Annotated in this window: 19 protein-coding genes; 7 read left to right on the top strand and 12 right to left on the bottom strand. The window is 45.9% G+C overall.

What is annotated here, in order from left to right:
• Nucleotides 1-111: 111 nt before the first annotated feature.
• A complete protein-coding gene (locus tag ASG02_RS04320; RefSeq protein ID WP_056061206.1) occupies nt 112-1,311 on the bottom strand; it encodes an MFS transporter in 1,200 nt (399 codons plus the stop codon).
• A 175-nt stretch (nt 1,312-1,486) separates the two neighbouring features.
• On the opposite strand from ASG02_RS04320, the gene ASG02_RS04315 reads away from it, so the two are divergent.
• Entirely contained in the window at nt 1,487-1,804 is a 318-nt protein-coding gene (locus ASG02_RS04315) for a hypothetical protein (protein WP_023468204.1), read from the top strand.
• A 47-nt stretch (nt 1,805-1,851) separates the two neighbouring features.
• Here ASG02_RS04315 and ASG02_RS04310 read toward each other — a convergent pair whose 3' ends face one another.
• Together ASG02_RS04310 and ASG02_RS04305 are read right to left on the bottom strand one after the other, a co-directional pair.
• Complete coding sequence (locus tag ASG02_RS04310; RefSeq protein WP_056061203.1) at nt 1,852-2,784, bottom strand: cation diffusion facilitator family transporter; 933 nt, start codon at nt 2,782-2,784, stop codon at nt 1,852-1,854.
• A 213-nt stretch (nt 2,785-2,997) separates the two neighbouring features.
• Nucleotides 2,998-3,264 (bottom strand): class I SAM-dependent methyltransferase, encoded by a 267-nt coding sequence (locus ASG02_RS04305; RefSeq protein ID WP_056061201.1) that lies wholly within the window; start codon nt 3,262-3,264, stop codon nt 2,998-3,000.
• 137 nt (nt 3,265-3,401) lie between these two features.
• Between ASG02_RS04305 and ASG02_RS04300 the strand changes: the two genes are divergently transcribed.
• Together ASG02_RS04300 and ASG02_RS04295 are read left to right on the top strand one after the other, a co-directional pair.
• The gene (locus tag ASG02_RS04300) at nt 3,402-3,911 is read left to right on the top strand and encodes a hypothetical protein (protein WP_056061198.1); all 510 of its coding nucleotides are present in this window, start codon (nt 3,402-3,404) and stop codon (nt 3,909-3,911) included.
• A gap of 71 nt (nt 3,912-3,982) precedes the next feature.
• On the top strand, nt 3,983-4,309 hold the full coding sequence (locus ASG02_RS04295) for a DUF3139 domain-containing protein (RefSeq protein ID WP_056061195.1): 327 nt from the start codon (nt 3,983-3,985) through the stop codon (nt 4,307-4,309).
• 66 nt (nt 4,310-4,375) lie between these two features.
• Here the strand turns inward: ASG02_RS04295 and ASG02_RS04290 are convergent, their stop codons facing one another.
• The 3 genes from ASG02_RS04290 to ASG02_RS04275 form a co-directional block, all read right to left on the bottom strand.
• A complete protein-coding gene (locus tag ASG02_RS04290) occupies nt 4,376-4,624 on the bottom strand; it encodes a hypothetical protein (RefSeq protein ID WP_056061193.1) in 249 nt (82 codons plus the stop codon).
• Between the two features lie 250 nt (nt 4,625-4,874).
• The gene (locus ASG02_RS04285; RefSeq protein ID WP_035408148.1) at nt 4,875-5,216 is read right to left on the bottom strand and encodes a DUF3139 domain-containing protein; all 342 of its coding nucleotides are present in this window, start codon (nt 5,214-5,216) and stop codon (nt 4,875-4,877) included.
• 538 nt (nt 5,217-5,754) lie between these two features.
• Complete coding sequence (locus ASG02_RS04275; RefSeq protein ID WP_035408149.1) at nt 5,755-6,504, bottom strand: SDR family oxidoreductase; 750 nt, start codon at nt 6,502-6,504, stop codon at nt 5,755-5,757.
• An 82-nt stretch (nt 6,505-6,586) separates the two neighbouring features.
• Here ASG02_RS04275 and ASG02_RS04270 point away from each other — a divergent pair, with 82 nt between their 5' ends.
• Nucleotides 6,587-6,994, top strand: a complete 408-nt coding sequence (locus ASG02_RS04270; protein ID WP_035408151.1) for a MerR family transcriptional regulator — start codon at nt 6,587-6,589, stop codon at nt 6,992-6,994.
• Here the strand turns inward: ASG02_RS04270 and ASG02_RS04265 are convergent.
• A complete protein-coding gene (locus ASG02_RS04265) occupies nt 6,964-8,037 on the bottom strand; it encodes a low specificity L-threonine aldolase (protein WP_056061187.1) in 1,074 nt (357 codons plus the stop codon). The genes ASG02_RS04270 and ASG02_RS04265 overlap by 31 nt on opposite strands.
• A gap of 124 nt (nt 8,038-8,161) precedes the next feature.
• Here ASG02_RS04265 and ASG02_RS04260 point away from each other — a divergent pair, with 124 nt between their 5' ends.
• Together ASG02_RS04260 and ASG02_RS04255 are read left to right on the top strand one after the other, a co-directional pair.
• Nucleotides 8,162-8,845: a hypothetical protein gene (locus ASG02_RS04260; protein ID WP_056061184.1), complete on the top strand. Its 684-nt coding sequence runs from the start codon at nt 8,162-8,164 to the stop codon at nt 8,843-8,845.
• A 204-nt stretch (nt 8,846-9,049) separates the two neighbouring features.
• Nucleotides 9,050-9,343 carry a hypothetical protein gene (locus ASG02_RS04255; protein WP_035408158.1) on the top strand — a complete coding sequence of 98 codons (294 nt, stop codon included), beginning with the start codon at nt 9,050-9,052 and terminating at the stop codon, nt 9,341-9,343.
• A 55-nt stretch (nt 9,344-9,398) separates the two neighbouring features.
• Here ASG02_RS04255 and ASG02_RS04250 read toward each other — a convergent pair whose 3' ends face one another.
• From ASG02_RS04250 to ASG02_RS04235, 4 genes are all read right to left on the bottom strand, one after another.
• A complete protein-coding gene (locus ASG02_RS04250) occupies nt 9,399-10,535 on the bottom strand; it encodes a GGDEF domain-containing protein (RefSeq protein ID WP_056061181.1) in 1,137 nt (378 codons plus the stop codon).
• Nucleotides 10,536-10,669: 134 nt separating this feature from the next.
• On the bottom strand, nt 10,670-10,942 hold the full coding sequence (locus ASG02_RS04245; protein WP_082478658.1) for a phage holin: 273 nt from the start codon (nt 10,940-10,942) through the stop codon (nt 10,670-10,672).
• Nucleotides 10,912-11,547: a M15 family metallopeptidase gene (locus tag ASG02_RS04240; RefSeq protein ID WP_056061174.1), complete on the bottom strand. Its 636-nt coding sequence runs from the start codon at nt 11,545-11,547 to the stop codon at nt 10,912-10,914. Before ASG02_RS04240 ends, ASG02_RS04245 begins: the two co-directional genes overlap by 31 nt.
• Nucleotides 11,547-12,302, bottom strand: coding sequence for a helix-turn-helix domain-containing protein (locus tag ASG02_RS04235; RefSeq protein WP_056061170.1), 756 nt, complete (start codon nt 12,300-12,302; stop codon nt 11,547-11,549). The genes ASG02_RS04240 and ASG02_RS04235 overlap by 1 nt, the downstream gene beginning before the upstream one ends.
• A gap of 91 nt (nt 12,303-12,393) precedes the next feature.
• Between ASG02_RS04235 and ASG02_RS04230 the strand changes: the two genes are divergently transcribed.
• Complete coding sequence (locus ASG02_RS04230) at nt 12,394-12,885, top strand: DinB family protein (RefSeq protein ID WP_056061168.1); 492 nt, start codon at nt 12,394-12,396, stop codon at nt 12,883-12,885.
• A 40-nt stretch (nt 12,886-12,925) separates the two neighbouring features.
• On the opposite strand, the gene ASG02_RS04225 is transcribed toward ASG02_RS04230, so the two are convergent.
• Nucleotides 12,926-13,411, bottom strand: coding sequence for an NUDIX hydrolase (locus ASG02_RS04225; RefSeq protein WP_056061164.1), 486 nt, complete (start codon nt 13,409-13,411; stop codon nt 12,926-12,928).
• Nucleotides 13,412-13,464: the final 53 nt, after the last annotated feature.

Genomic DNA, 13,464 nt, shown 5'->3' with positions numbered 1-13,464 from the left:
CAATAATGCCGTGATCCATAAACTCTCCATCGACTCCACTCCTCATCGTTCATTTCTATCTCTAGTGTATATAAGCGCGAAACCGCTTACCTCCACCTCAAGGCGGATATTTCATCCGACCTTGTCCTGTCGTGCCTCGGTAAAGGAAACGTTACGATGAATGAGTAACCAGATAGCTGTCAACACGAGACCACTTAAGGAAAACAGTAGGAAAACAAATGAGATGTTAAAGAGCGACGTCAAGTACGATGATAATCCGTAACAGAGTGCAGAACACGCCGTTGATGTTGCGACCATCGCCGTTCGAACCCGTCCAAGCAAGTGCGCAGGCGTCGAGCGTTGTAACAATGTCGCAAACGGAATCCCGAACAATGTCAGCGCCATGCCGAGTAAAACGAATCCGCCAATCGCAAGGGGCACGGACGACATATAAGCAACGATTGCAATCGCGAGTCCTTGCAGTACGACTGCGATCCGAAACAGCTTATCCTGTCTGATCGAGACGACCCACTTGCCGTAAAGGAGCGACATCGTGATCCCCCCAATCACCGTCGCTAGCTCAAGTGCAGAAAACGTCTGGGCATTTCCCGACAAGACATCCTTGGCATATGGTGCAAGTAAAGTATTCATCGGTGTGATCATCCAGTTCGCAAGGATCGCACAACCAAGGATCCATTTTAAGCGACCGTCACGCGCGACGTAATGAATCCCTTCGAGTAACGCTTCGCGGTACGATCCGACACGCGCTCCTTCTGCGACCTGTCCCGTCATGTGTCGGACGAGCAACCAGGCAACGAGATGCAGTCCCAGATCGAGCCACAAGATACTCGCAATCGAGAAGTGGGCAACCATCATCCCACCAAGTAAGAATCCGCTTAACGTCCCGATCCGTTCGATTGTTGCGAGATAGGCATTCGCTTGCGGCAATTGGTCATCTTCGACTAAATCAACGACCCACGTGAAGACAGCATTTCCACCAACGATTTGCAGGATCGTCTGAACGACGAGCAAGCAAAGTAACCACGGTAAGACGACGTCTGTCAGACCGATTCCCACTAACGTAATACCAAGCGCTAGCAAGCGAATGAGTAAGGACGTTTGATACAACGATGCGCTGACGAAACGGTCAATCCACGGTCCAACGAACGTTGAGACGAGAAAACGAATCAAAAACACACCTGTTGCAAGCAAGGCGACACCAGAAGCACTAATCTGTTCCGCGCTCAACCAGTAAATCGCAATATAAACAAAACTCGTCCCGACAGTCGATAACAAATCGGAGACATACATAAAACGAAACGCACGTGACATGATGCTTTATTCCTTTCCTAAAACGACTTCTTGTTCATCTTACAATTTTTCTCAATTGCTGCCCATTCTTTTTTCGTCATCACATCGTCATCGTCTGTTAAGGCATTCTTACCCATCTGTAACAGAGCCGACATGTTCATTCGCTATACTAAAACGCATAGGGAGGTGAAGATCCATGAAAACGCAAACGCGTTATGACTACGAAACCGAACAGGAACAGGTCGACGTCCCGTCTGAGGCACGTCTAGGCTACTACTTTCTTTTGATTGTCCTGCCGCTTGGTCTCGCGCATCTTGTCCAGTCGCTTGCTCCTTCGCCGGATCAACACCACTCGTCCGTATTGACGGGTTTGACGTTCTTATCCATCGTCTTTTTCATGTACTTAGGTAACCGAGCTGCTGGAAATGCCAAAACGACCTTTTTCGGATACTCGATGTTCTTGAGTATCAGTCTGTTCGCGACGCTGTTTCTACCAACGGTGCCGATCATTTGAGCATAAGCAAACGAGCACATGTCCGACTTTGGACGTGTGCTCGTTTTTTAATGCGTATGCGATTCGTGTTTGCCGTCACAATACAACGTATTGCCATGTGCATGTTGATCCGTCTCGACCTGGATGGTCGCGTGGGTAATACCGACATGTTTTAAGTCGTGATCAATCTGTTCGCGAATCGACTCCGACTCCCGGACGGTCATGTTCTCCTTGACGACGACGTGACACGATAACGCGTTATAACCACTCGTGATCGACCAGATGTGTAGATCATGTAGTCCAAGAACGGCTTCGTTCGTCTGAATCGTCGAAACGACCTCATCAATGTCGACATCACTCGGCGTTCCTTCCATCAAGACGTGAACGGACGCCTTCGTCACGTAATAACCGCTCCGTAAGACGAGGATCGCTACGATGATACTCGCAAGTGGATCCGCCCATCCCCAACCGAAGAACAGGATCAGCAAGGCGGCTACAATCGCACCGACCGATCCGAGCATGTCGCTTAAGACGTGCAGATACGCACCGCGCATGTTGAGGTTATGTTCGTGCCCACCGCCGCGTGTCATGATCCAGGCAACTAAAATGTTGACGAGCAACCCGAGGACACTAATGATCAGCATCCCCGTCGTTGCGACAGCGGGTGGATCGATGAAGCGTTGAATGGCTTCAATGAAAATATAGAGAGCGATGACTATCAGCGTCACGCCATTTAGGATTGCGGCTAAGATTTCAAAGCGTTTTGAACCGAACGTCTTGTTCGCATCCGGTGCTTGACTCGAGAACTGGAAGGCTAACAGGGCAATCGCAAGTGAAATCGAATCACTTAACATGTGCCCGGCGTCTGATAATAATGCCAAACTGTTCGTCCAAATTCCGCCGATGACCTCGACGATCATGAACACAGTAATGATCAGGAACGACAGGCCGAGTACCTTTTTATTGTCCGTATGATGATGGTGATGATGATCATGTGCCATGACATTGCCCCCTTTTACCTTTCATTCAAACGTCTATTTGAATTATAACGTGCCACTGTTCTTTGGTCAACGGGCTCATCCTTTATATCCCACAAGCGCTACCGTATGAAACGAACGAATGACTGGTCTACGTTTCAAAATGACTGATTCGAATCCCCTTTTGTTTGAAAGCGGGATGAATTCCCGTTCGATCCGCTCATGTAGTTCTTCCCCCTATTCCCCTGCTTTTCCATCACAGTATGTTAAAACGAATCGTCCGCCTGGTCGTAAGGCTCGATACATTTCTTGGAGCGTTCGATCGACGGATTCCCAAAAATAGATCGTACGAATACTATAAATACCTTCGACCGTCTCATGCACTAACTTCAAGTGATTCAGATTAGCTAGCTGAATCGTCGCTCGGTTTGCTTGAATGGCTTGTCGATTACGAAGCGTCGCAGAACGAACCATTGTCTTCGAAGAGATCAAGTCCCGTAACATGCGATGCGTCCGTTTGCGAAAGGAGAATGATTAAAAAGTAAATTTCCGATATCCCTTATCACTGAAACCTAACACTATGAAATCATAGAAACATGTAATACTATACATAGACGTTTTTTTATGGAGGGAGTCAGCAAATGAACCGTTTGAAACAGTTACAGATTGTCTTGTTAGTGTTAATAACGATTTGTGCTTTTTTCTTCTGGGCAGGACATGGATTTGAAGTAAGTTCTCATCAGATCAGCGGAAACGGCAATCCAGGAATTTTATTTGCTTACATCATCGTTTTCCTGTTTCCACTTATCGTATTAGGAATCATCGTTCTTTTTTATTTGATTGACGCTCGTCCCCTCTCTTTGATAACTACGATCATTTTAGCCGCTATCTATACTTACATCGGTTATTTTCATCAGCGGGAAAGCTACGTTACATATCAGCATCTCAAAAGACAACAAATGATTAATGCCGGATTAGCTTTAGATTACATCGATGATGTTTTAGTCGGATTCTCCATTTATCTAAACTCACAATTTTTTAATCTGAACACATTTCTGATATATATCTGTTTGGTATTAATGACCGCGTCCGCTTTGTATCTTCTTCTTTCTACCATGATTCGTTTGATACAAATAATTCGATTTCGTTAAATGACGCAGACGAGCGACCTTTTTCAAACGACTTTTATATCTATACCATCAAATTGACGGGATGTGATCGCATGAAAAAAGAAGTACGTCCACTAGTCTATACCCTTGTCGTTCTCGTCATGCTAATTGTCGCCTATCCAACATATCGATTAGGATGTAAGGTGATTACGGAAATCAAGATTGAACGTTTGTTGGCTGAAACAGGATACGATCAGGATATCTCTAAAAAAGAAACGGTCTATGATTCAAAAACTGGAAGATATGAGATGAAAATCACATACACGAATGAACTGGATCATACATACTACTATGAAATCATTGAGGGGCATGTACTGACGACCGTATACGACCAGCATAATGTTGAAGTGACTGTCCCTGGTCAACATGAATTAAAGTAACTTGTCTTTTCAAATCAAAAACGAGGCCTCTCCACGAATTTCGTGAATGGACTCGTTTTTGGTAACTTAACATTCTTCTTTCATGTTCAATGATTCTGCCGAGCGGATCGTAATCTGTTTTGCAGCATCATCGATGGATATGACACAATCCCACGTCGGCTTTAATTGCAGTGTGCCTTTTTGATCCAACCACAAGACTGCAGTTAGTTCGATGAAGTTTCCCATGACTACCATTTTTCTCGCCTTCTCATCAATGACGGCATATAGTTCATCATCCAAGCTGATTTTCCAGTCAAAGAATTCATTCTCATTCATCCTTTATCTCTCCCAATCCTTCATACACTCTCAAAATCATTCCGCTGTAGTAAACGTAATCTTCCATTTCTTCCGCGCAATCAATACAACGATTAGCGAAATCAACAGAGATATTTTAAGCGTTGTATCATCGATAAGGTGTACTCCGTAATGAAGCGAAAAAAGTACCGTTAGTAGAGCAACGACGCTTCCTAAAAAGATCATGTTTTTCATTCTATCACCTCGTTTCTTCAATGGATTTAACGTGTTGTCAATCCTTTGAAATATACCGTCCTTCTTGTTTGTTCGTAATCTGTACGCCGTCTTTATATCCCGTAACGTCAATATGACTCGATCCCGATTGATAAATCTCATATTCATTATTCGGTTCATCTTCGAACACGACGCGTGCGAAGAATTCACCTGTGCTCGTATCATAGCGAATTTCTTTGTTCTTCACGTGTGTCATATAATTCTGTCGCGTCAGATAGTGATTGATTGACTGAGTGACCTCTTGTTTTTCATCATAGTACAACGACTTATAGGCTGAAGCACCGATGATGCCGACTCCTAGAATCATCAATAACGTAATCGATATAAAGGTTCGTTTCATTTCATCACTCCTGAGTATTGTTTCTGTGTCATTCTTCGTATTAGACATTCTCCTTGTTTTTAAAATGTCGATATGTATAAACTAATAGAAGAACACAAAAAAAGGAAGTTATTTATGATAAAAAAATCCATAAAATACTTTTTATTGTTATTTATGTTGATTTTTCTTACTTTGAACTTCTTAAATGGTCAAGTGATTGATAATGAGCGATTAACATTAGCCGTGAACATTGCAATAGTTCTAATGGCGTTATTCTTTATCAGCTTGAGGTTCTCAAAACGAAAACGTAAATAGCATGCTTACGCCTCAAAAAACGTATGTAAAGGTGCTTAAATCGTGGGACAATTCATGATTTTCGGCGCTCTAATAAATCTTTTGATTATCGGCGCAGTCGTCTATGTCGTATGGAAGTTAGCAAAGAAACTCTTAAAAAAATAAGTAATTGATGTCTTTTTTGATGCATTCATGAAATTCGTATATATAATGCTTACACAAGTAAGGTCCCTTTCTCAATTGAAAAAGGGACCTTACTTAGTTTTTATCCCGCGTAATTGAACAATGGACCACGCAATTCAAATTCATACGTTTCGCCGTCGACGATGCCGACGATTGCGTCACTTTCGATTAACTGGTGCAGGAAGCCTGCCATTTCAGCCGCCGTATGATATTTCTTAACGTTCTTGCTGTAGTCGAACCCTACTTCCCCGCGCGAACGATCGGCGAACTCTGTCTCGGTCGCAGCTGGTGCGAGCACTTTCGCCCGGAGTTTTGCGCCGCCTTTTTGCAGTTCTTGCGCGAGTCCTTCCGTATAGGCACTGACATAGAACTTCGTCGCGCAATACGTGACCGCGTTCGGTACAATCCGGTAGCCGCCAGCTGACGAGATATTGACGAGCGTCGTTCCTTCGACATCATGATGGTCGCGGACGAACAGGCTCGACAGAATCGTCAGTGCCTCGATGTTCAAGCGGAGCATCTTCTCGATTTTTCCGAGATCAATGTCCTGGACGAGATCAAAATCACCAAACCCAGCATTATTGATCCATGTTTCAATTTCAAGTTCTTTTAAGCCTTCATAAAGATCATGAACGTTTTGGTTATCAGAAAGGTCGATCGACTTGAGGATGACATCACTGTCTGGTGAAATCTGTTTGACTTCATCCCGAAGTTTTTCGAGCTCTGACGTCCGGCGCGCGACGAGGACGAGTGACTTTCCTTTTCCTGCGAGTAGTTTTGCCGTCTCATACCCAATTCCTGAACTTGCTCCTGTAATGACCGTGTACTTCATCTAGCATATCCCCTTTTCGATTTGATATAGTCAGAGTCTAATCCTTAGAGTGAACTCTAAGTCAAGTAGAAAGGTGAGATTCATGTATACGATTTCTGAAATCAGTCGACTGACGATGACGAGTGCCCATACGATTCGCTATTATGAGAAAGAAAGATTACTGTTTCCGAAGCGCCAGAATGGTCAACGACGTTATGACGACCAAGACGTGACGTGGCTTCGATTTGTCCTCCGCTTACGTGAAACGCATATGCCGATCGAGCAAATCCGTACGTATGTGTCACTTTTTCTTGCTCACGGCGAGCAGGATACGACTCGCGAACGCCTTGCGTTGCTTGAAGCACACCATGCAAACGTCTTAGCTCAACTGGCAGCATTACAAGAAACGGAGCGAATGATCGCAGAAAAAGTCGACACCTATCGTCGCCTCCATCCTACGATTCCCGCTCCTGATGTCATTCAATCCTCTGAGAACGCCTCCGTCAATTGACGAAAGACGCTTTCGCGTTCGTCAGTCGTCAATGCAAGAAAACTATCGCCGATATTGATTTCCGTTGCGCAGCCTTTTTCTTTCTTTACAAGATAGCCGGCGATACCAACTTTTCCGTGCAACTGGATTTCAATCAATTTTTCCTCGACGACTGCTTTATCTGCCTCAAAGTAAAGATGAAACATGTTTGAGACCGGCTCAAGGGGACGAGTCGAGATGCCTGGTATCGCATTCAAGCTGCTCGCTAGTGCTTTTGCGGCTACATAGTACTCCGCCATCCGGTCTTTTCGTTGTTCATAATAATGATCCGCGGATAGAATATACGGATAGAGACTAATCAAATCACCGCCATAGCGACGTTTCCAGATGCGAGCCTCGCGACAAAATGCTTCCGGTCCGGCTAAGATCGCTCCTGCGACGCCGCCAAGACCTTTATAAAAAGAGATATAGACACTGTCAAATAACTCTGCGATTTCTTTTGCCGATGCCTCATAGTACGGTAAGATTTCAAGTAGGCGTGCCCCATCCAAGTGCAGACGAATTCCTTGTTCCCGTGCATATGCACAAATGATTTCAAGTTCCTCACGCGACGGAAGCAGTCCGCCGAGTTCGCGTTGTGGCAGTTCGAGTAACAGGCAGCTGACGTCCGGCAAGGCTTTGACGTCGTCTATCGTCATTAAGCGATCGACTTCTCCGACTAGTACTGGTTTAATCCCGTGTAATTCCTTCAACCCATCCTGCTCATGAATCTCGAGGTGACAAAGGGGATGGTAGGCAACCTTACGATTATTCCGTTCATCAGACCAGATCCGTAACGCAATTTGTTGCGCCATCGTACCGCTCGGAAAAAAGATCGCATCGTCGTGCCCGAGTAAGTCTGCTATCTTACGTTCAAACGTTTTAATCAATTCGCCGTTTCCATACATATCGCTTGGTTGATCGGCAGAAACGGTTTGCAACGCTTCTTGTAATATTCCGATGGTTCGACTTCCGTGTCCATCCAATCGTTTTGTCGCTTTTTGGTAACTCGATCGTAAATCCATACTATCCATTCCTTTCTAAATCAATGACTATTTTTTGAAAAAATCAAAATATTCCATCTCCACTTTTGCTATACTGTGTAGCGAACGTCTGTTAAACGTACTCGTCAAAGGAGGTGTCCCTATCGTGCAAACGCTCCGCACTCGCCTGTTGCTTCTTATTCCAATCGTCTGTCTTCTACTGCTTGCCATCCAACAATTCGTCCCGTCATTCTACACGTCACTACTTGGACGAATCGATCCAGCAACAAATACATACTGCATTGATCGCTGTGGTCCGAAAGCATCGATGTTTAGTGCAGTCGAGGAAGGAACCTCATACGGCGGAGACGGAAGTACTGTCACGATTAGTGAAGCCGATCCACCTACGCCTTGGTTCCGGACCGGTTTTGACTCTTCGGTGACGACACCTCCTTATCTTCTCATCTTATGTCTCGTTCTCCTGTTTTGTAGCTGGTTTTTATGGCACTATCTCCAGTGGTTGCGTCGTCCGCGACTTGATGCATCGGGTCATGTACTTCCACCACGCTTCCCGATTTTCGTTTATGAGACAAAAGACCTACCTGCTGACTCGATTCGAAAACAACTCGTTCGTTTTAATGAGCAACTTCCGTTTTCATTACAGCGCAGGACACATGAGACCGTGACGGAATGGTTCGAGCGAATCGCTTTTCCGTCACCTGTTGATCCGCTTTATTTTGAAGTGCGGTACGGAAAGGTACCCGTCATCTCCACTCATCAACTGACCTTCTTCGTCCAAGCTATGGAACAATATTTAAAGAAATGCCATGTCCAGTCTTCGATATTTTGAATTTTTCTCTCCTTCCGCCTTGCTCATTGAAGCTTGGCGTTTTTTTGGCGGAGTTTAAGAGGATTTCTTGAAAATAGATTTTGGATGATTTCAAAATTCGGATTGACTTTTTTTCAAAATCAGACGATTAGTTGCCAGAAAAATGGGTAATATAGACTATAGTAGAGAAAGAGTTGATTTATCAGGAGAGTGAGGTGAGAAAAGTTGATCAGTGCACAAGAAGCCTATTACATTAAGAAGGAATTGAATGAAAAATTCGAGGATCCACGGATTTCCTGTGATTTTTCAATCTTTTCGCTTGAACCGTTTCAACTTCTCTTGCACGTACAGGAAGATGTTGATGAGCTCAGTACTGAATTACGATATGGCTTAAGCCGTAAGATTCGTTCCCAGCTCACACAACTTAATGCGCGTGTCGGTGGTGAACCTGTCAGGACGGTTTATGTCATATCGGCGCCTCTCATTTCCGATCGATCGTATTGCGTCATCTTACAATGAAATGAAAAATCCCCCGTGTGAGAAGCAAACACTCACGCGGGGGATTTTATCGTATTCACCCTGCCAAGTCCCCAATCTGATTCCGTCCGTTCTCTTTCGCTCGATACAGTGCTTGATCGGCTAGGTCGATGATTTCCTTTTCTGTCGTCTGTGCTTCGGGTACAAGTGACGTCAAGCCAAGACTGACGCTGACCCGGCAAAGGGGTTCGTACTGCTCGTGTGTGATGTTCAAATCAAGAATGTCCTGTCGAATCCGTTCTGCGATATGACGGGTTTCTTCTATGCCACGCGTCAGTAAAACCGTGAACTCCTCTCCTCCGTATCGTGCGACTTGTCCATGCCGAGCCTGCCGTTTTAAGACGCGAGCCACTTCCTTCAAACATTCATCCCCTTTTAAGTGACCATACGTGTCATTGTAGGACTTGAAGGCATCGACATCAATCAGTATTAAGGAGAGCGGTGTCTGCTCTTGTTTGGCTTCTTCGAGAAGCTTCTCCAATCGTTCATCGAACGCTCGCCGATTCGGGATGCCAGTCAATGCATCATGCAAGGAACGATGAATCAAGACTTGTTTGCTACGTTCCATTCGAAACGTCTGGATGAAGGCGATCAAAACAAGGACAGCGATGCTCGCGACGACAACGATAACCCATTTCGCAGCACTCGATGCTTGCTCGGAGCGTTGTGTTGCTTCCGCAATGATTCGGTTGACGTCTGTCCGCAAACGGGCATCAATCGGTCGGAACGTTTCGATGAACTGCATTCCTTGATATCGTCTTGCCTCTGCTGAAGCTCTGTCACCGTCCTTGACGAGTTCAAATTGTGTGTCGTAAAATTGCGTCGCCGTCTCGATACGGGGAATTGCCTCCGTCCGAACGAGTTTTCGCATGATGGGATGGTTCGCATCGAGCCGGTTCAGCCGCGTGATCGTTTGATCCAGCTGATTAATCGTCCGTTCATACTGTGCTAGATCCGTTTTGTTCGGTGAAAGGATGTAACTCCGGACACTGAGTTCTAGATTCAACAACGCTGGAAACAGTTCTGCTGCTTCCGTCGAGATCGGAATAGCTTCTTTTAAGATACGGGCGTTTTCTCGTTCGATTTTTAGGAAAGCTTGATAGCTCCAAACACTTGTAAATAAAAGCGCACAGAGTGCCAAAAACAAATACCGTTGCAACGTTGACCATTTCACAAGAAGACCGACCTTTCTTTCTCTATCTACTCGACTAAAGTCTCTTTCTTCTATCAGTATCTTGAAGTCAAACAATTAGTCATTTGTATGAAATAATGCCCGTTGCTGACACAATCCAAACGCTTCCCGACCGTTCAATCGGTTAAGGATGTGTTTTCCAGCTTTTCTTGCGACTGACGTCGTCTTAATGCCCGCTCGGTCACGTCGTTATTCTTCCACCAAGCGACGAACAAACCGATTACCCCAACCAGACCGGTCACGAATCGTTCGACGTCATTCGATGACACCGGTAAAGCGGTAAATCCGAGCGTCGGTAAAAATAACTCTAGAAAGACATAGAGCGGTATCATGAGGCGGAGCCATGCTTGAAAACGAATCATGGCGACACCGGAAAGAGACGACGCCATGTTTGCGGTCCAACAATCCCGTCAATCGCAAGTCGAGATGTCTGCTGGAACGCTTGGATGGCTCGCGTCAAACGTATATCAAAGATTCCTGTCACCATCAGACTCAATCGCTTCTCAATCGCTCGGACGAGTTCCGGTGCTTGAATTCGTTCGCGTAGATAGTGTCCTGGTTTTGGCACGTGATGCCGCGCAAGACTGACATGATCGTACAATTCAAAATGTGGATAATCGGGAAAACGTGACCAATCGCCTCCCCAGTCCATTCCGCGCCGTTTCATTGCCGCAACGATTCGACGAAGTCGCGCGTCCGGTGGAGAAAGAAATAATGCACCATCTTCGTAAAGGAAGACGTCAATTGCAACACCAAAATTATGGTTTGATTGTCCACCACGGGCTTGCGTCACGATCGGTCCTTGGGTCGTCCGTCCTTTTGCGTATAACGCGTTCTGTTCCGCAATGCTCCGAAAACTTTGGGCTATACCGAGTTTGATTCCATGCGGATAAAGCTCTTGAATCACGTCACGGGCAATCCGGACGACCGACGGATGCATGCCGGGAACGGTTAGTTTTTGATTCGCGCGTCGCAGTAATTCTTCTAGTTGCATCAGGCTCCCTCCCTGGTCAATGTATGTAATAAAGCAGCAATCTCGTCATCGTCAGGAATGACTTGTCGTTCCTGTTGTTTTGCCTCATAAGCGCGTTGTGCTTCTTTTTCACGTTCTACCCAATTCGGTAATTGAAATAATGAATTATTCCTTCTCGAACGTTTGGTTACTTGTTTCGGACGTTCTGACGCGGATCCGGTTGCAAGGCGCTTAACGACCTGTTCAATGTAACCGAAATGACGACTGTTCGCCCGCCCCGCTTCTTCAATTGCGTACTGGATTCGCTCGATTGGATGTTCGTTCGCAAGCAACAGCAACTCTTGTTCGATTCGTGGTGACACCTTTCCGAGATTCGACTCATACTGCTGCACCAGTTCCTTTTTTAAAGACGTCTTCTTCAAGACTTCTTCTTCGGAGTCAGCAGAAGTCTCGGGGGCAGTCGTCTCGTGACTCGCCGGGGATGGCGTATCGACATGGGGCAGGACACGATAAGCATTTGAGGTCTGTCCTCCGTGTTTCGTGAACCGTTCGACTTTCTCGATCCAACCACTTGCGATCAAGGACTGGATACACGACTTGACTGTCGATTTACTGCACGGAACAGCATCGGCAATCGTCTGATAGGACGGAAATGCTTGACCGTCTTGACCACTGAAGCTTTCAAGGATCAGGTAGATCATTTTTTCATGGACGGACGCGAATGCCGTCCCGCTCCGTAAGAGCGTATGGGGAACCGGAAGATATGAAGCTTGCATGGTGATTCCTCCTTTCTAGGAAATATGACAGGAAGAAGTCGAAGATTGTTCGAAAAGAGTGAAGAAGATATTTTTTGAGAGGAGTGACAGGATGAACGAACTATTCACCTATTATCTACAAGAACTTGATCGCTATCAGCCGGAGGCGTTGATTCATCATCTCGACCGTGACACGTGGTCGATTAGTCAAATGTACGATCATTTGATCGTCGTCAGTCATGAATATTTGGATGAAGTCGAGTCGTGCCAGTTCGCACCCGTAACCACGTCCGGGAAGTCACCGTTCGGTGAACAGTTATTTGCTGTCGGTGCATTTCCGGCGACACCGATCCGGTTACCGGATGCGATGAACGCCCCACCGGATGAGACGGATCAGGTTGAACAAATAAGGACACGTTGGTTGCAACTGATTGATCGTCACGTAACGCTCGCAACGATTGCTCAGGCGACACCCGTTGATCAAAAGACGCAACACGGTGGGATGGGCTGGTTGAACGCTGCCGAGTGGTATGCCCTCGTCTCGTACCATCTCGCGCATCACCGGCATCAAAAACGACGACTCGACGCTGCGCTAGCCAATTGAACATGAAAAAGCGCTCTCCGCATGCGAAGAGCGCTTCGATTCATTTTAAGACATCCCAATTCGAAAAGTGTCGTGCCTCAAGATCGAGTTGTTGTTCCTCAATCCAGCGGAATGCTTCAAGTACGAGCGGTGACGCATTGTCGATTGAAACTTCACTCGCCTTGACCCAACGCGCACCGAGTGAGTCTTGTCCGACGAATTGCTCGGGAATGCCAAGCGTTCCACCGGTCTGTCGAACGAGATAAAAGACGGCGATATGATGGACTTCATCGAACTCCCGCCAGTCCCACGGGAGCTTGAAGTCAGCGACGCCGATCTGTCGTTCGAGCTCTACCTCAAGCCCTGTCTCTTCCGTAAACTCACGGCGCATCGCCGTAGCGAGCGTCTCCCCTTCTTCTAGGCTACCCCCTGGTAAATCATAGCGATTGATGTACGGTCCACCATTTTTATCGATGACGAGTAAAGCATCCTCTTTCATTAATAAGCCATAGACTCCAAATGCACGGTGACAACGAATTGTTTTCATTCATCATACCTCCCTTTACTTCTCTTTTACATTTTTTATTTTTTATCACAATG

It is taken from the genome of Exiguobacterium sp. Leaf196 (genome assembly GCF_001423965.1).
Taxonomy (GTDB): domain Bacteria; phylum Bacillota; class Bacilli; order Exiguobacteriales; family Exiguobacteriaceae; genus Exiguobacterium_A.
Note: the sequence above shows the minus strand (reverse complement) of the source record. Positions and strands in the feature narration are given on the sequence as shown.